An 18,226-nucleotide genomic window follows, 5' to 3' on the forward strand; every position below is an offset into this window, starting at 1 on the left:
GCCCTTCATACTCGCTGGTAAATTTTTTCCGGAATGGCAAACTCGTGGAACGCTTCGGCATGGCTGGTGAAACGCAAACTCTCGCGCAAGCCCAGGCCGAGGAAACCCCGATTCACCAGCGCCTCATGGAACAAGCCGGTGGCGCGGTCTTGCAATTCACGGTTGAAATAAATCATGACGTTGCGGCAAGACACCAGGTGCACTTCGGAAAATACACTGTCGGTCGCCAGGCTGTGGTCGGCGAACACGAACTGGCGCCGCAAACGGCGCTCGAAGATCGCATTGCTGTAGGCGGCGGTGTAGTAGTCGGACAGCGATTTCCGGCCGCCCGCCAACTGGTAATTATTGCTGAACTGGGCAATCCGTTCGATCGGGTAGATGCCGGCTTCGGCGATTGCCAGCGCTTCCGGGTTGATGTCGGTCGCATAGATCATGCTGCGCTCCAGCAGTCCCTCTTCTTCCAGCATGATCGCCAGCGACCAGACTTCTTCGCCGCTGCTGCAACCGGCGACCCAGATCTTGATCGACGGATAGGTATACAAGACCGGTACGACCTTGTCGCGCAAGGCGCGGAAATAGGCCGGGTCGCGGAACATTTCGCTGACTTGCACGGTGAAATATTGCAGCATCTGCGCAAATACGGCCGGTTCATGCAAAATGCGGTCCTGCAACTGCGACACGCTGGCGCAGGAAAACTTTTCCATCGCCTGGCGTATCCGGCGGCGCAGCGAAGCGATGGAATAATTGCGGAAGTCATGCTGGTATCTCAGCAATATCCCTTCCAGCAATAGCTTCAATTCGATATCGAAAACATTGTCCACTAGCACTTCCGACACGCTCCCTCACATGAAACAACCTCGCTTGCGCCCATGCACAAGGCAGGTTCGTATCAATCATGCATCGATGCTACCAGCTTTAATGCTGTGTTCCGCGCACGCTAGAAAGAGTGACTCCCGATGGAAACTATTGTCATTGGACATACATCCGCTGCATGCCTTCTGCAGTGTAGCGCCGGCCCGCCGCGATTCCCAATGGAAAAGCACTATCGATGGCGTGCCGCTGCGCCGGGCCTTCATCGACATGCGCCACCGATTACCCCGATGAGCCGGCTGTGCGCGATTGGTCCAGACGCGCTACCATAGCGGCTTACCGATTTTAAGCAGACTGCCGCCATGACCTTTACCATCAGCGATACCGCCTACCGCACCGACACTGCACAAGCCAAACTGGCCATGTACGCCGACCTGCGTTCGCAATTACAAGGCTTGCTGGCCGGCGAAAGCGATTTCATCGCCAATACCGCCAACTTCAGCTCGCTGGTCTTCCATACCATGCCGGGTTTGAACTGGGCCGGGTTTTACTTCTTGAAGGGCGATGAACTGGTGCTCGGACCGTTCCAGGGCAAGCCGGCTTGCATCCGCATCAAGAAAGGCCGCGGCGTGTGCGGCACCACCGTGGTCGAAGGCCAGTCGATTGTCGTGCAGGACGTGCACGCCTTCCCCGGCCACATCGCCTGCGACGTCAACTCGCGCTCGGAGCTGGTGGTACCGGTATTTTGCAACGGCCAGATCGTCGGCGTGTTCGACCTGGACAGCCCATTGATCAGCCGTTTCGACGAATCCGACCGGGAAGGCGTCGAATCGCTGGTCAAGGTGCTGGAACAAAGCATCGGTGTACAAGCGTGATTAACGGTTCTTGACCGCAATAAACCAGCCCTTGCCGACCGCAACCAGGCAACTGGTGAGGCCGGCTGGGACACCGCTGTTTTGCGCGTGCGTTCCGTCTGTTTACATTTGCCTGCCGGCGACTGGTGCACGCCGCAACGGCTGCTTCAAATACTGTACCAGCACCACGCCCAGCAAGGTCACCCCGCCGCCGATCAGATGGTAGGCGTGCAACGGTTCGCCAAGGAACAGCACGGCGATGATCACCGTAAATACTGGCAGCAAGTTCATCAGCGTGGTGGTCTTGCTCGGCCCCAGCTTGCCGACCCCATGCATCCATAAAAACGGCGCAATGAAGGATGCCGGTATGCCGGCAAACAAGACCAGCGGCAAGCCGCCCGCCGTCAGCGGCGGCGCCGACTGGCTCATATAATAAATGAATAAGACCGGCACCGCGCTCCACACCTGGATCAGCAGCGAATGCCAGTTATTGAGCGGAATTTTCCAGCGTTTCAGCAACACGCCATATGCCGCGTACGACAAACAAGCCAGCAGCATCAGGCCGTCGCCGGCCGCCATGCCATGCGACAGCAGCGTCGCCGGATGGCCGTGACTGAGCAGGTAAGCCAAGCCCAGCAGCGACAACATGCCGCCGAACACAGCGCCCTGGGTGGCCGCCTCGCCCAGCAAGATCACACTCAGGCCAACCGCCAGCAGCGGCATCAACGACACCAGGATGCCCATATTGGTGGCGCTGGTGGTTTGCGCAGCGATATACGCCAGGCATTGGTACATGACCATGCCCAGCATGCCGAGCACAAACAGCTTCGGCAAATACACGCGGATCACGGTCCGCTGTTGCCACGCCGACTTGCCAAAAATGGCGGCCAGCAAACAGCCGGCCAGCAGCCAGCGGTAAAAGGCAATCGCCGCCGGCTCGATGATACCGACCGCCATCTTGTTGACGATGGTATTGATGGCCCAGATCAGGACCGCGACCACCGGGAAGATATAGTGTTTGAGTGAGGGGGAAGATGCGTTGCTGGTCATGACGGCCTTTGCGACTGGAATGACAGCATTGTCCCATGGTCTGTTTGTATGGATATAATCCAAAACAGACATAACATGCGCGTTCCAGGACAATATGGCGACCAAACTGCATCCCCCGCAATTTTCCGAACTTCCCTACGAAGTCTACTTCCGCATCGAAGATTATGCCCCCGACCAGCAATACATCACCCATCGCCATCAGTGGGGCCAACTGAACTATTGCGCGACTGGCGTGATGGAAATCACGGTGGCCGGGCAGCGCTACCTGTCGCCGCCGCAATATGCGCTGTGGATACCGCCCGATACGCCGCACGACGGCCACATCCGCCAGCCGGTGATTTACCACTCGGCTTACATCGCCACGGCGCTGTGCCGCGACTTGCCGGCCGAACCCTGCGCGCTGGTGATGAGCCCCCTGCTGAAGGCGATACTGGCCGATTTCGCCGAACGCCATGTGATGACGCCGGCAACCCCGGCCGACAAGCGCCTGGCGCAAGTACTGGTCGACCAGTTGATCATCGCCCCGCACAGCAGTAATTACTTGCCGGGCACGCAAGACCCAGTGCTGTCGAACTTGCTGACTTATCTACAGCAAGACTTGAGCGACAACCGTCCGCTGGCCGACTGGGCGCATTTATTGCACATCACCGAACGCACGCTGGCGCGCCGTTGCCAGCGCGAATTAGGCATCAGTTTTGGCGAATGGCGCCAGCGCCAGCGTTTCCTGGCGGCGCTGCCCTTGCTGGAACAGGGCCAGCCGGTGCACAGCATCGCGCTCGACCTCGGCTACAGCACCTCGTCGGCCTTCATCGCCATGTTCCGGCGCCAGAGCGGCAGCACGCCGGACCAGTTCCGGCGCGGCTTGCGCTAGCACAAAAATGCCAAGGAATCCTCACTGAAACGGCAAATAAATATTTCATTTTGGTAATTTTTTAGCGCATTCCCGGTGATAAAATTATTGCTGAAGCCGCCTTCCGCGCTGGTGCCGTCCGTATTCCGCCGTCGTCCTTAATCGTCTGTCATCGTCCATAACGTCCTGGGAAACAAGCATGAATCAACTGCCGCTGCTCGACATCGATGCCACCAGCACGCCCGCCTTGCCTGGACTCGACGCCACGGGACCGGCGGCGCCCGCCGTGAACCCGGACCAGCCGCGCGCCATTGCGGTGCTCGACAAGGTCCGCAAACTGGTGCAGGACAAGACCCGTTTCGCGCCGGAAGATATCCAGGCGATCGCGGAAACCGATACGCTTCAAGACTACACCTTGCTGGCCAGCTACAGCCTGGAAGCGCATTTCGAAAGCCGCGTCATCAATGGTTTTTTCGACCGTGGCGCGGCCGACCGATCCTGCGATTACGCCGAGGAAGTCGAGGCGGCGGCCCGGGCCTTGAGCAAGCCGCGCCTGTTATTGGCCGCCAACAGCATGGAAAGCCATTTGCGTGCGCTGGACACCCCGCACGATGAAATCCAGGCCGGCCTGTACTTGCCGCACGCCGGCAAGCACTGGCACCTGGACACTTGCGGCGGCTGCGGCGGCGACGGCAGCAGCACTTGCCACCACTGCCGCGGCCGCAAATCCGAAACCTGCGACGCCTGCCAGGGCGGGCGCAGCGTCCTATGCAGCGCCTACAATTGTTGCGGCACCGGCAAGATCAATTGCCCGGCCTGCGGCGGCAGCGGCCAGGCACACGAATCGGCCAGCGAATACGTGACCGAACAAGTGCCGGTGGTGACCTACCAAAACGGCAGCGCGCACACGACTTACCGCAAGGAATCGCGGATGGTCCATGGCACCCGGCAAGTCCATTGCCATTCCTGCTCCCATGGCAAGATCACTTGTCATACTTGCTCAGGCTCCGGCAACATCCATTGCGTCACTTGCAATGCATCCGGCAATATCACATGCCGCACTTGCAGCGGCCGCGGCGATATCACCTGCGGCCCGTGCAAAGGTTCCGGCAAACGCGGCACGGCCGCCTGGGTCGATGTCTACGCCACGCCGGCCTACAGCGTGGCATTGCCGGAACAGGCCGATGACGACAGCCGCGCAATTGTCGACAAGCACGATCCGCATGCCATCGCCGCGCTGTCCCAGTCACTCACGCTCGGCAAGATCGCGCTGGACGATCCCGCCTTCCCGCAGCGCATCGATGCGCGCTACCAGGGCAAGCTGCGCATCGTGCGGCTGCAGGCATCGTGCAATGGCGCCAGCCACCACATCGTCGCGTATGGCGCGGACCTGCGCTGGCTGAGCTTGGACGATATCGTCGAAAAGCTGCTGCAGGGAGACTTGCAAGCGCTCGGCAATGCGCTGAACCATAGCGCCGACGGCGGTTTTTTTGCCTCCGACATCGACCGCCTGCTGCTGCCGCTGCGCGACGTCGCCGCGTCCGAACTGAATGGCGAGGTGATCGAATCGGTGCTCGACGGCGTAGCGGCGCACGCCCATCCCGACGTGGTGTCGCCGGAATACGCGCAGCAGTTGCGCAGCTGCATGCTGGGCGCGCTGCGCCACATCTACACCCGGCTGGCCAAGCAGTTCTGGTGGAAGAATGCACTGGCCGCGCTGGCCGTGGCGCTGCTCGCCTTCCTGTTCAGCGGCGCGCTGCCGGCGGCCGTGGCCGGCGTGCTGGCGGCCGGCGCCGGCTTGCCGGTATTCGGCAGACGGGTGCGCGGCGTGCTGACCGGCGCGCTCGGCAGCCGGCGCCAGGTCGACCGCGCCATCGCGATTGCCGGCAAGGGAAAACGCAACCGCCTGGCCCACGCGCTGGTGCTGGGACCGGCGATTGCCGCCGTGCTGGCGGCCGGCCACCTGCTGCCCGAGCGCGGCCCGTTCGCGCCGGCCAAGGCGGCGACAAACATCATCCGCTAAGCGCGCCGGCCGGCGCGCCAACATCAACGCGCCAATGGATTCGGCGTCGGTGCGGCGATCCTGGTCAACAGATTACGGTCGATATGGTGAAACGGCTCATCCTTGCCGCGAATTTGCATCACCGTATCTTCTTCATATTGCCAGGTGCCATCGGCGTGGATATCGACCTTGATGCGGTATTCGGTGGTGGTGAACGCATGTTCCAGGAACGGGTTCGAGCAAATGCCGTAACTGGTCGATTCGCGTTGTGCCACCAGCTCGAAACTGGTCGCGTCCGGCGCCGCGATGCAGGACGCCATGGCGATCTGGCCGCGCGGTATCGCCAGCGTCTGGATGATGGCGCCGGTGGCCGGCTCCCACAGCCAGTAGCCGACTTGTTCATGGTAAGTCTTGAGCTGGTCCGGCTTGGTGATGTGTATGTAATAGCGCAAGCCGTAAAACAGTTGCGGGCCATTGGTCACCGGATCGATCGGCTGCAATTCGATGCGTTCGACAAACGCCTGCTTGCGCGGGCCGTCGGCTTTCGGCTTGACGTCGAGGCCGCGCGTGCCGGTCCAGATGCCGGCCATGCCGGTCAGCGGGCCAAGGTTGGCCAGGGTATCGACATCGACTGACGGTTCGGTATAAATATCTTCGGAAAATTCGCTCATGCGGGGCTCAGGGTGGTGGGAAGCAAAGGTGCTCCCCGAATTGTAGAACCTCAGCCCGCTTTGCGGAAAGTGAAATTGATGCGGCTGTCGCCGGTCAGCGCATGCCTCTCTTCCTTAATCGGCAAGATGCCGTGATAACGCAGGCGGTCCGGGCCGCCCCACACCACCACGTCGCCATGGAACAGCGGCACCTTGAGCGTCTTGTCGCTGCGCGCGAAACCGCCGAACAGGAACATTGCCGGGATGCCGAGCGACACCGAGACGATCGGTGCGTTGAAATCGTGTTCGTCCTTGTCCTGGTGCAGCGTCATTTTGGCGCCCGCTCCGTAGCGGTTGATCAGGCAGGCGTCCGGCGTGAAAGCGGCGAAACCGGCCTCCGCCGCCGCCGCTTGCGCCAGTTCCAGGAACAGCGCCGGCATGGCCGGCCACGGCTGGCCGGATGCGGGATCGGTGCTGCTGTAGCGGTAGCCGCGCCGGTCGCTGGTCCAGCCCAGCGCACCGCAATTGGTCAGCGCCACCGACATGCGGAAACCGCCCGGCGTGACCATGTGGCGCAACGGCGCCGCCGCGACGATCTCGTCGATGGCCGGCATCAGCCGCGCCGCATACGGCGCCGCGAAAGCGCGCAGCACGTACGCCGCCTCGCTCAGCGGCTCACGCGCGGGCGGCGCCGCTTCCTCGGAAAAATCGAACAAGTCGTAATTCATCGGCCTGGCAGGCAGAACAAACCAATCAGGCGGCGACGGCTTGCGGCAAGGCCGACAAGGTGAAAATCTCGAAGCCCGTTTCGGTCACCGCGATCGAGTGCTCGAATTGCGCCGACAGCGAGCGGTCCTTGGTCACCGTGGTCCATTTGTCGGGCAGGACCTTGACCTGGAAACTGCCGGCGTTCAGCATCGGCTCGATGGTGAAGATCATGCCCGGTTCCAGCACGATGCCGGTGCCGGCGCGGCCGTAATGCAGCACTTGCGGCGCGTCGTGGAACACCTTGCCCAGGCCGTGGCCGCAAAAATCGCGCACCGATGAAAAACCCTGCGCGCGCGCCACCGCCTCGATCGCCGCGCCGACGTCGCCCAGCGTGGCGCCGGGACGCACCGTGTTAATCCCGGTCATCATCGCTTGATAGGCGGTCCTGACCAGCCGCGCGGCCAGGATCGAGACCTCGCCCACTTGAAAGGTGCGGCTGGTGTCGCCGTGCCAGTCATTGAATTTCGGCGTCACGTCGATGTTGACGATGTCACCGTTTTTCAGGATCTTGGTATCGGACGGAATGCCATGCGTGACCACGTGATTGACCGAGATGCAGCTGGCGTGCTTGTAGCCGTGGTAGTCGATGGTGGCCGGGATGCTGCCGGCGGCGCGCATGAATTCTTCGCACAGCTGGTCCAGCCTGGCGGTCGAGACGCCGGCCTTGACGTACGGCGTGATGTAGTCGAGCGTGTCAGCGGCGATGCGGCCGGCGGCGCGCATGCCGATAAAACCTTCTTCATCGTGCAGCGGGATTTTCTTGCCGTGGTCGAGCTGGGTGGAATAGCGCATAGATATATTTTCAGTGAGAAATTCAGTGAGGAGTTCGGGTGGCCCAGCCGCATACCGCGTCGTGCGAGGCGCGCAGCATGGCGTCGGCGCTGGCCGGTATCGGCTGGTTCTGGGTCAGGTAAGGCTTGACGATGGCCACCGGCGCGTCGACCAATACAAAGCGCAGCATGCTGCCGGTGTGCGCGGCCTGGCCCGGCATCGCGGCCACGCAGCGCTCGAAACAGGCGTCGAGTTCGGCCTGCTCGGCTTCCAGCGCGGCCGTCAATTCGGCGCTCAGCGCGCCGTTGAAATCGGGGCTGTCTTCGCATTGCAGCAGGAAGCGCGCATACACCGGCTTGCGCCGGCACCAGTCCAGCAAGCCATGCACGCCGGCCCAGGTATCGCCGTCGCCGCGCGCCCACAGGCTGGCCACTTCGCTGCGGAAGTCGGCCTTGACGCGCAGCCACGCGCGCGCCAGGATCGCGCCGCGCGAATCGAAGCGGTGATACACCGAACCGATCGGCGCGCCGGCCTTGACCGCGATGGCGGACATCGACACCGCCGCGAAACCGCACTGGGCGGCGATCTCGATGGCGCTGTCGATAAAGTTGTTTTCGTTGAATTTGGCAAGTCTGACCATGCAAATAGAATACAGATTCTATTTGCATCCGTCAAGCAGCTACAAGCGGCATGGCGACTTCGCGGCGATGCGGCCCACAAAACCCTTGGCTGCCTTACAATGACATGCACGAACCCTCACAGGAGTTATCGATTGCATACGCCACCTTTCATCGCCTCCACCCGTTACGACGATCCGCGCCTCGCGCTTGAACAGGTACAAGCAATCTACCGGAGCAGCATCGACCACCTGCGCGACGCCTTGCAGCGTTTTGTCGGCGGCGAAAATCCGAACGGCCGGGTACGCGCCTGCTACCCCTTCGTGCGGATCCAGACCGACACCGTGGCGCGCGCCGATTCGCCGCTGGCTTACGGCTTCGTGGCCGGCCCCGGCGTGTTTGAAACCACGCTGACCCGGCCCGACCTGTTCGCCGATTATTATCTCGAACAATTCACGCTGCTGCTGAAGAACCACAACCGCGAACAAAAAGTAATGCTGGAAATCGGCGTCAGCGCGCAGCCGATTCCGGTGCATTTTTCATTCGCCGAACACGACCATATCGAAGGCAGCATGACGGCCGAGCGGCGCATGGCGATGCGCGACATGTTCGACTTGCCGGACCTGTCGGCGATGGACGACGGCATCGCCAACGGCACCCACGAACTGGCGGCCGGCGAAGCGCAGCCGCTGGCGTTGTTCACCGGCCCGCGCGTCGATTACTCGCTGCAGCGGCTGCGCCATTACAGCGGCACCGGGCCGCGGCACTTCCAGAACTTCGTGCTGTTCACCAACTACCAGTTCTACATCGATGAATTCGTGCGCCTCGGCCATGAAATGATGAACCGTCCGGCCGATCCGCTGGCGGCCAGCGAAGACGACGACTATATCGCCTTCATCGAACCGGGCAACGTCGTCACGCGGCGCATCGGCCACACCGCCGAAGCCGACGACGCGCTGGGCGTGGCGCCGCCGCGGCTGCCGCAAATGCCGGCCTACCACCTGGTGCGCGCCAACGGCAGCGGCATCACCATGGTCAATATCGGCGTCGGTCCCGCCAACGCCAAGACCATCACCGACCACATCGCCGTGCTGCGTCCGCACGCCTGGCTGATGCTGGGCCATTGCGCCGGGCTGCGCACCACCCAGAGCCTGGGCGACTACGTGCTGGCGCATGCGTATGTGCGCGAAGACCATGTGCTGGACGAAGACTTGCCGCTGTGGGTGCCGATCCCGCCGCTGGCCGAAGTGCAGCTGGCGCTGGAAGCGGCGGTGGCCGAAATCACCCAGCTGACCGGCTACGACCTGAAGCACATCATGCGTACCGGCACCGTGGCCAGCACCGACAACCGCAACTGGGAATTGCTGCCGCAGCGCACGCCGGAACGCCGCTTCAGCCAAAGCCGCGCGATCGCGCTGGACATGGAAAGCGCGACCATCGCCGCCAACGGCTTCCGCTTCCGCGTGCCGTACGGCACCTTGCTGTGCGTCAGCGACAAACCGCTGCATGGCGAAATCAAGCTGCCGGGCATGGCCAATCACTTTTACCGCGAACGGGTCGACCAGCATCTGCGGATCGGCATCCGCGCGGTGGAACTGCTGCGCCGCCAGGGAGTCGACAAGCTGCACAGCCGCAAACTGCGCAGTTTCGCCGAAGTCGCGTTCCAATAAGAAAAACCGGAGACAGGTCACGTTTTCCGGGCAATATTGCCCGGAAAACGTGGCCTGTCCCCGGTATCAGCCTGGGCTGCCAGCTATTACAAGAAACGGTCGAGTATCTTGCGGCTGTGCTTGTCGATGCCGAACATGTCGCGCACCAGGAAGTGGATGCCATGGCTGTCGGCCACCAGCAGCGACGCCGCGCCGATGCGGCGGATGTCCTCTTCGCCCTTCAGCACGAATCCGGTGTCGCCACGGTCGGTCCTGACCTGCCAGGTGCACGGCGTCGCATAGCTGCTGACGCTCGCGATATGCAGGATCTCGGGCATGAATTCGCGCCCTTCCAATTCTTCCGTCACCAAGCTCCGTATCGCTTCCGGCAAGTCGGCGATGTCGTCGATCCACGCCACTTCGCGGCCGTCTTGCAGCACCAGCGAAATGCCCTGGTCCGGCGCCTGGATCGGGAAGGCACGCACCGGCGCCACGCCTTCATGCAGCTGGCCGTCTTCGGCCGTCAAGATCAGTTTGCCGTAGCTGTTGCGGGTCAGTTGAAACAATGTCGTCGCCATCTTTAGTCGTCCTTGTCGTCCGGGTCCACGTCGACGTTGCGCGCCTGCGCTTCGTAGAGGCGGAAGTAGGCGCCTTCGCGCGCCATCAATTCATCGTGGCTGCCCACCTCGACCACTTCGCCGCGGTCCAGCACCACCAGCCGGTCGGCGCGGTGCAAGGTGGACAGGCGGTGCGCGATGGCGATGGTGGTGCGGCCCTGCACCAGGTTGTCCAGCGCTTTCTGGATTTCCTTCTCGGTTTCCGAGTCGACCGACGATGTCGCTTCGTCCATGATCAGGATGCGCGGGTCGATCAGCAAGGCGCGCGCGATCGAGATCCGTTGGCGCTCGCCGCCCGACAAGCCCTGGCCGCGTTCGCCGACCATCGAATCGTAGCCTTGCGGCAGGCGCAGGATGAATTCGTGGGCGTGCGCGGCGCGCGCCGAGGCGATGATTTCTTCGCGCGTCGCATGCGGTTTGCCGTAGGCGATGTTTTCGGCGATGGTGCCGAAGAACAGGAACGGCTCTTGCAGCACCAGGCCGATATTGCGCCGGTAATCGGACACCGCGAACGCGCGGATGTCGACGCCGTCGAGCAGGATCGCGCCTTCCGACACGTCGTAGAAACGGCAGATCAGGTTGACCAGCGTGCTCTTGCCGGAACCGCTGTGGCCGACCAGGCCGATCATCTCGCCCGCCTTGATGTTCAGCGAAATGCCGCGGTTGACGGCCCGGTTGCCGTAACGGAAACCGACTTCGCGCAAGTCGATCCGGCCTTCGACCTGGTCCAGCCTGACCGGCTGCGCCGGTTCCGGCACGCTCGATACGTGGTCCAGTATGTCGAAGATGCGCTTGGCGGCCGAGGCCGATTTCTGGGTCACCGAAACGATGCGGCTCATCGAATCGAGGCGGCCATAAAAACGGCTGCTGTAGGCGATGAAGGCGGTCAGCACGCCGACGGTGATGTCGCCGTTCGACACTTGCCAGATGCCGAAGCACCAGATCACCAGCAAGCCCAGTTCGGTCAGGAAGGTGACCGTCGGCGAAAACAGCGACCACACTTTATTGAGTTTGTCGTTGACCGCCAGGTTGTGCGCGTTGGCGTCGCGAAAGCGCACGGCTTCGCGTTTTTCCTGCGCAAACGCTTTTACCACGCGGATGCCGGGGATGGTATCGGCCAGCACGTTGGTCACTTCGCTCCAGACCCGGTCGATCTTTTCAAAGCCGGTGCGCAGGCGGTCGCGCACCAGGTGGATCATCCACGCGATGAACGGCAGCGGCACCAGCGTCATCACCGCCAGCCATGGGTTCATGCTCCACAAGATCACGCCGGTCATGATGATCATCAGCACGTCGGAGGCGAAGTCGAGCAAATGCAGCGACAGGAACACGCAGATGCGGTCGCTGCCGCTGCCGATGCGCGACATCAGGTCGCCGGTGCGTTTGCCGCCAAAGAATTCCAGCGACAGTTTCAGCAAGTGCTCATAGGTCGCCGAACGCAGATCGGCGCCCATGCGTTCCGACACGATCGCCAGGATATAGGTTTTCCACCAGCCCAGCAGCCAGGCCAGCATTGCCGAACCAAGCAGGCCGCCCATATACATCACCACCAGCCATGGATCGATTTTCTGGCCGTTTTGATACGGAATCAGCACATTGTCCATCAACGGCTTGGTCAGGTAGGGCGGAATCAGGTGCGCGGCGGTGCTCAGCAGCATCAGCGTGAAACCCAGCGCCAGCTGCAGCCGGTACGGATGGGCGAAGCGCCACAGGCGGAACAGCGTCCACGTCGATGGCGGCGTATGCAGCACCTTGGTGCAAATCGGGCATTCTTCCTGGTCCGGGGCCAACGGCGCCTTGCAACTTGGACAAACTTCCTGCTCAGCAACGAATACTGGCTTGCCAGTCAGATGGCTGGTCAGCCGCTCCTGGAATTGCTCCAGCACCCGGATTGCGTGCAGGTTCTGGCCCAGCGTGAAGCGCCAGGACGCCAGCCGGCCTTGCTCATCGAGCAACTCCAGATGGCCGACGCCGGCGTGATCGTGGTGTTTTAGCGACAGTCCAGGCCGGTAAGACCAGTCCTTCCAGGTCGTTTCACCCGGCGCGCGCGATAGCAAACGGCGCTCGGTGACCACGATTAATCCTTTTGTGAAACGTAATCGCGCATCGAGGTCAACCTCAACGCTAGTTAAAACGTTCTCCCCTGAGGCCAGCTTTTTTTCGACCTCGGCCCGCCAGCTTTCAGGCAAGGTCAACGCCGCAGGCGGCAGGGTGGTTGTGGGAACGAGTTGTTCAGTTGTCATCGTAAAAGCATACTCCGGCTCAAGGCCACGCCCTTTACGGGCAGGGATTCTGGGAAAAAAGGGGAAAGCAAATTCCATGCTGAGCGTGAAACCGGGACAGTGCCCGGGCTCGCCACCATGTCATGGTAGTGGCAATTACTGTATTGTATCGAATGGATTCAAACCGGTAATCAGCGGATCGGCAAGATACTCTGCGCTTGTGCAAGTATACAACATGATACGCTGCAAAAAACCGGCCTTTCCAGCATTTTTAGCGGCGTACAGCCGCTTTGGCCGCCGCATGGCAGGGTTACGCGCAATCGTTAAAAAATGCTGAAAAGTTGCGGTAGAGATAAGAATATCGCCGGCTTGCCATGGCAATATGGCAAACGGCTGCTATGCATTACAGCAAGGCATGTGCGCCTTGCAAAAAAGTCATTATAGAAAATCTGGCTGATCAAGAAACCACTTACATGAACAACAAGAAGAACATCGATATCCTCCACGTCAGCCATTTGCGCGGACCGAACATCTGGACTTATCGCCCGGTGATCGAAGCCCGGCTGGACATCGGCTTGCTGGAGGATTTCCCGTCCGACACCCTGCCCGGCCTGTATGAACGGCTGACGGCGTGGTTGCCGGGCTTGATCGAGCACCGCTGCGGCGTCGGCGAGCGCGGCGGCTTCCTGGAGCGCCTGCGCGAAGGCACCTGGTCCGGCCACATCCTGGAACACGTGGTGCTGGAATTGCAAAACCTGGCCGGCATGCGCACCGGCTTCGGCCAGACCCGCTCGACCAGCGTGCGCGGGGTCTACAAGATGGCCTTCCGCACACGCCAGGAACAGGTCGGGCGCGCCGCGCTGGCCGCCGGCCGCGACTTGCTGATGGCGGCCATCGACGACCAGCCATACGACCTGGAAGCGGCGCTGACCGTGCTGCGCGACCTGGTCGATGAACATTGCCTCGGCCCGAGCACGGCGAACATCGTCGACGCGGCCACCGAACGAAAAATTCCCTCGGTGCGCCTGACCGACGGCAACCTGGTGCAACTGGGCCACGGCGCCAGCCAGCGCCGCATCTGGACCGCCGAAACCGACCGCACCAGCGCAATCGCCGAGAGCATCGCCAGCGACAAGGACTTGACCAAGTTCCTGCTGAAATCGTGCGGCGTGCCGGTGCCGGAAGGCAGCCTGGTGCGCAGCGCCGCCGAAGCGTGGGAAGAAGCGCAGGATATCGGCGTGCCGGTGGTGGTCAAGCCGTATGACGGCAACCATGGCCGCGGCGTGTCGCTGAACCTGATGACCGAAGCCGACGTCAGCGCCGCCTATCAGCTTGCCAGCCGCAAGGGCGACAGTTCGGCGGTGCTGGTCGAGCGTTTCATCCCCGGCGACGAACACCGCCTGCTGGTGGTCGGCAACAAGCTGGTCGCCGCCGCCAAGGGCGAATCGCTGTGGGTCACCGGCGACGGCCGGTCCGACATCCTGGCGCTGGTCAACAGCCAGATCAATACCGACCCGCGGCGCGGCTCCGGCGAAGATTTCCCGCTCAATATCGTGGAGCCGGACAGCGGCGCCGAAGTCATCCTCGAATTGCAGCGCCAGGGCATGAGCGCCAGTTCGGTGCCGCTGGAGGGGCAGCAAGTGCTGATCCAGCCGAACGGCAACGTCGCCATCGACGTCACCGACGAGGTTCACCCATCGGTGGCCCAGGCGGCGCTGCTGGCCGCGCGGGTGGTCGGCCTCGACATCGCCGGGGTCGACCTGGTGACCCAGGATATCACCCGTCCGTTCGACGAACAGCGCGGCGCCATCATCGAAGTCAACGCCAGCCCGGGCCTGCTGGCCCATTTGAAACCGGCCGTCGGCCAGCCGCGTCCGGTCGGCACGGCCATCATCGAACACCTGTTTGCCGACGACGACACCGGCCGCATCCCGGTGGTCGGCGTCACCGGCACCCGCGGCACCAGCCTGATCGCGCGGCTGGTCGGCGCGCTGGTCAACGTCAGCGGCAAGCAGACCGGCGTGGTCTGCGCCGACGGTTTGTACCTGAACCAGCGCAAGGTCAACGGCAATGACAACATCAGCTGGGACGCCGGCCAGCGCCTGCTGCTGAACCGCTCGGTGCAAACCGCCGTCTTCGAAAGCAATCCGCGCCTGATCCTGGCCGAAGGCCTGGCCTACGACAAGTGCGCGGTCGGCATCGTCACCGACATGCACAGCCAGCACGACCTGGCCGCATTCGACTACATGCCCGGCGCCGACTTGTACAAGGTGGTGCGCACCCAGATCGACGTGGTCTTGCCGGGCGGCGCGGCGGTGCTCAACGCGGCCGACCAGGAAGTCGCCGGACTGGCCGAACTGTCCGACGGCGCGGTGATTTTCTACGGTCTCGATCCGCGACTGGAAGCCATCGCGACCCAGCTGGCGGACGGCGGGCGCGCGGTATTCCTGCGCGACGGCCATATCGTGCTGGCCCACGGCGCCAATCAGACGGCGCTGCCGGGCCTGGCCCAGTTGAAGCCGGCCATCGCGGCCGATCCGGAAAGCGTGCTGGCGGCGGTTGCCGCGGCGTGGGCGCTGGACGTGGCGCCGGAATTGATCGGCGCCGGCTTGCGCTCCTTCGATTTGAATTAATGATCTAATCTACACTAATGACAACGTCCGGCCAGGAACGCCGGACGCAGCGCGCCGCCACTTGCGCAGACTTGCGCGCGGCGGCGCGACAACCATCGAAATAGGACTAACGGTTTATGGAAGTATCTCGCGTCAGGGCCTTGCGCGGCCCCAACCTCTGGAGCCACCACACCGCGGTGGAAGCGATCGTCGCCTGCAGCGCCGACGAATTGCACATCGGCGGCATCGCCGGTTTCGAGGCGCGCCTGCGGGTCCGCTTCCCGCAACTGGGCCCGCTGCAATCGACCGGCAACGACCACGCGATCCCGATGTCGTGCGTGCTGGAGCTGGCGGCGCTGGGCTTGCAGGCGCAAGCCGGCTGCCCGGTCACGTTCAGCCGCACCACCCCGACGCTGGAACTGGGTATCTTCCAGGTAGTCGTCGAGTACTCCGAGGAAGCGGTCGGCCGCCTGGCGCTGGACCTGGCGCAGCAACTGTGCCGCGCCGCGCTGGACGACCAGCCGTTCGACCTGGCCGCCGCGCTGGCCCAGTTGCGCGACCTGGATGAAGACGTGCGCCTGGGACCGAGCACCGGTTCGATCGTGCAGGCGGCGCTGGCGCGCAACATCCCGTTCCGCCGCCTGACCGACGGCAGCCTGGTCACGTTCGGCTGGGGCAGCCGCCAGCGCAAGATCCAGGCGGCGGAAATGGACGGCACCAGTGCGATCGCCGAAGCCATCGCGCAAGACAAGGAATTGACCAAGAAGCTGCTCGACGCGGCCGGCGTGCCGGTGCCGATGGGCCGCGTGGTCAGCGACCCGGACGATGCGTGGGCCGCGGCCAATGAAATCGGCTTGCCGGTGGTGATCAAGCCGAAGGACGGCAACCAGGGCAAGGGCGTGACGGTCAACATCACCACCCGCGACCAACTGACGGCCGGCTTCCACGCCGCGTCCGAATTCCGCGACGACATCCTGGTCGAACGCTACCTGCCGGGCAACGACTTCCGCCTGCTGGTGATCGGCAACAAGCTGGTCGCCGCGGCGCGCCGCGATCCGCCGCAAGTGGTCGGCGACGGTATCCATTCGGTGCGTCAACTGGTCGACACCGTCAACCTCGACCCGCGCCGCGGCAGCGGCCACGCGACCTCGCTGACCAAGATCCGCTTCGACGACATCGCGCTGGCCAGCCTGGCGGTGCAGGGCTATGTGGCCGAATCGGTGCCGCCGCAAGGCCAGCGCGTCATCCTGCGCAATAACGCCAACCTGTCGACCGGCGGCGCGGCCACCGACGTCACCGACGACGTGCACCCGGACGTCGCCGCCAGCGCCATCGCCGCCGCCCACATGATCGGCCTCGACATCTGCGGCGTCGACGTGGTCTGCGACAGCGTGCTGAAGCCGCTGGAAGAACAAAACGGCGGCATCGTCGAAGTCAACGCCGCGCCGGGCTTGCGGATGCACTTGTCGCCGTCGTTCGGCAAGGGCCGCGCGGTCGGCGAAGCGATCGTCTCGGCCATGTTCGAAGACGGCGACGACGGCCGCATTCCGGTGGTGGCGGTGACCGGCACCAACGGCAAGACCACCACCGTGCGCCTGATCGCCCACCTGCTGACGACCAGCGGCCTGCGCACCGGCATGACCAATACCGACGGCGTGTATATCGAAGGCCGCCAGATCGACAGCGGCGATTGCAGCGGCCCGCGCAGCGCGCGCAACGTGCTGCTGCACCCGGACGTCGACGCGGCGGTGTTTGAAACCGCGCGCGGCGGCATGCTGCGCGAGGGCCTCGCCTTCGACCGCTGCCAGGTCGCGGTGGTGACCAATATCGGCGCCGGCGACCACCTCGGCCTGAACTACATCACCACGGTGGAAGACCTGGCCGTGCTGAAACGGGTGATCGTGCAAAACATCGCCGACCATGGCGTGGCGGTGCTCAACGCGGCCGACCCGGCGGTGGTCAAGATGGCGGCCGCCGCCAACAAGCGCGGTTCGGTGACCTTCTTTGCGCAAGACCCGGAATTGCCGGTGATGGCGGCGCACCGCGCCAACGGCTTGCGGGTGGTGTTCGTCGAAGACGGCAAGCTGGTCGCCGCCGAAGGCAAGCAGCGCCATGAAATCGCGCTGTCGGCGGTGCCGATCACGCGCAACGGCGGCATCGGCTTCCAGGTCGAGAACGTGATGGCGTCGGTGGCGGCGGCATGGGCGGTCGGACTGGAATGGGATGTGATCCGCGCCGGCCTGAAATCGTTCGCCAACGAGAGCGACAACGCGCCGGGGCGCTTCAATGTGTTCCACTACCGCGGCGCGACGCTGATCGCCGACTACGGCCACAATCCGGACGCCATCCTGGCGCTGGTGCGGGCGGTCGAAAGCATGCCGGCCAAGCGCCGCTCGGTGGTCATCAGCGGCGCCGGCGACCGGCGCGACGAAGACATCCGCCAGCAAACCGAAATCCTCGGCGCGGCCTTCGACGACGTGCTGCTGTACCAGGACCAGTGCCAGCGCGGCCGCGCCGACGGCGAAGTGGTCGCCTTGCTGCGCCAGGGCTTGCAGGGCGCCAGCCGCACCGCCTATATCGATGAAATCAACGGCGAATTCGTCGCCATCGACAAGGCGCTGGCGCGCCTGTCGGAAGGCGACCTGTGCCTGATCCTGATCGACCAGGTGGAGGACGCGCTGGCGCATATCGCGGCGCGCGTCGCGCAAGGCTGAGCTTGACCATCCGGGGCGGCGCGCGTTTCCAGCGCCGCCC

14 protein-coding genes are annotated in these 18,226 nt (G+C 63.4%); 6 read left to right on the forward strand and 8 right to left on the reverse strand.

The window, feature by feature from the left end; all coding sequences use genetic code 11:
- Positions 1 to 5: 5 nt before the first annotated feature.
- Complete coding sequence (locus GJA_RS16945; protein ID WP_144241709.1) at positions 6 to 827, reverse strand: CheR family methyltransferase; 822 nt, start codon at positions 825 to 827, stop codon at positions 6 to 8.
- A gap of 345 nt (positions 828 to 1,172) precedes the next feature.
- On the opposite strand from GJA_RS16945, the gene GJA_RS16950 reads away from it, so the two are divergent.
- A complete protein-coding gene (locus GJA_RS16950) occupies positions 1,173 to 1,685 on the forward strand; it encodes a GAF domain-containing protein (RefSeq protein WP_038494435.1) in 513 nt (170 codons plus the stop codon).
- A gap of 102 nt (positions 1,686 to 1,787) precedes the next feature.
- Here the strand turns inward: GJA_RS16950 and GJA_RS16955 are convergent, their stop codons facing one another.
- Complete coding sequence (locus GJA_RS16955; protein WP_051781012.1) at positions 1,788 to 2,714, reverse strand: DMT family transporter; 927 nt, start codon at positions 2,712 to 2,714, stop codon at positions 1,788 to 1,790.
- Positions 2,715 to 2,808: 94 nt separating this feature from the next.
- On the opposite strand from GJA_RS16955, the gene GJA_RS16960 reads away from it, so the two are divergent.
- Positions 2,809 to 3,585 (forward strand): AraC family transcriptional regulator, encoded by a 777-nt coding sequence (locus tag GJA_RS16960; protein ID WP_038494437.1) that lies wholly within the window; start codon positions 2,809 to 2,811, stop codon positions 3,583 to 3,585.
- Between the two features lie 178 nt (positions 3,586 to 3,763).
- Positions 3,764 to 5,587 (forward strand): hypothetical protein, encoded by a 1,824-nt coding sequence (locus tag GJA_RS16965; protein WP_038494440.1) that lies wholly within the window; start codon positions 3,764 to 3,766, stop codon positions 5,585 to 5,587.
- 23 nt (positions 5,588 to 5,610) lie between these two features.
- Here GJA_RS16965 and GJA_RS16970 read toward each other — a convergent pair whose 3' ends face one another.
- The 4 genes from GJA_RS16970 to GJA_RS16985 are packed head-to-tail and all read right to left on the reverse strand — an operon-like array spanning position 5,611 to position 8,395.
- Positions 5,611 to 6,237: an FABP family protein gene (locus GJA_RS16970; protein ID WP_038494443.1), complete on the reverse strand. Its 627-nt coding sequence runs from the start codon at positions 6,235 to 6,237 to the stop codon at positions 5,611 to 5,613.
- Positions 6,238 to 6,287: 50 nt separating this feature from the next.
- The gene (alkB, locus tag GJA_RS16975; protein WP_038494446.1) at positions 6,288 to 6,944 is read right to left on the reverse strand and encodes a DNA oxidative demethylase AlkB; all 657 of its coding nucleotides are present in this window, start codon (positions 6,942 to 6,944) and stop codon (positions 6,288 to 6,290) included.
- 25 nt (positions 6,945 to 6,969) lie between these two features.
- The gene (gene map, locus GJA_RS16980; RefSeq protein ID WP_038494449.1) at positions 6,970 to 7,776 is read right to left on the reverse strand and encodes a type I methionyl aminopeptidase; all 807 of its coding nucleotides are present in this window, start codon (positions 7,774 to 7,776) and stop codon (positions 6,970 to 6,972) included.
- A gap of 22 nt (positions 7,777 to 7,798) precedes the next feature.
- On the reverse strand, positions 7,799 to 8,395 hold the full coding sequence (locus GJA_RS16985) for a TetR/AcrR family transcriptional regulator (RefSeq protein WP_038494451.1): 597 nt from the start codon (positions 8,393 to 8,395) through the stop codon (positions 7,799 to 7,801).
- Positions 8,396 to 8,494: 99 nt separating this feature from the next.
- On the opposite strand from GJA_RS16985, the gene GJA_RS16990 reads away from it, so the two are divergent.
- A complete protein-coding gene (locus GJA_RS16990; RefSeq protein WP_051781014.1) occupies positions 8,495 to 10,042 on the forward strand; it encodes an AMP nucleosidase in 1,548 nt (515 codons plus the stop codon).
- Positions 10,043 to 10,128: 86 nt separating this feature from the next.
- On the opposite strand, the gene GJA_RS16995 is transcribed toward GJA_RS16990, so the two are convergent.
- Complete coding sequence (locus tag GJA_RS16995; RefSeq protein ID WP_038494457.1) at positions 10,129 to 10,599, reverse strand: cyanophycin metabolism-associated DUF1854 family protein; 471 nt, start codon at positions 10,597 to 10,599, stop codon at positions 10,129 to 10,131.
- Positions 10,600 to 10,601: 2 nt separating this feature from the next.
- On the reverse strand, positions 10,602 to 12,881 hold the full coding sequence (locus GJA_RS17000) for a cyanophycin metabolism-associated ABC transporter (protein ID WP_081905463.1): 2,280 nt from the start codon (positions 12,879 to 12,881) through the stop codon (positions 10,602 to 10,604).
- A gap of 452 nt (positions 12,882 to 13,333) precedes the next feature.
- On the opposite strand from GJA_RS17000, the gene GJA_RS17005 reads away from it, so the two are divergent.
- Complete coding sequence (locus GJA_RS17005; protein ID WP_038500194.1) at positions 13,334 to 15,493, forward strand: cyanophycin synthetase; 2,160 nt, start codon at positions 13,334 to 13,336, stop codon at positions 15,491 to 15,493.
- Positions 15,494 to 15,609: 116 nt separating this feature from the next.
- A complete protein-coding gene (cphA, locus tag GJA_RS17010; protein WP_038494460.1) occupies positions 15,610 to 18,186 on the forward strand; it encodes a cyanophycin synthetase in 2,577 nt (858 codons plus the stop codon).
- Positions 18,187 to 18,226 lie beyond the last annotated feature (40 nt).

The organism is Janthinobacterium agaricidamnosum NBRC 102515 = DSM 9628, from assembly GCF_000723165.1.
Lineage (GTDB): Bacteria > Pseudomonadota > Gammaproteobacteria > Burkholderiales > Burkholderiaceae_D > Janthinobacterium > Janthinobacterium agaricidamnosum.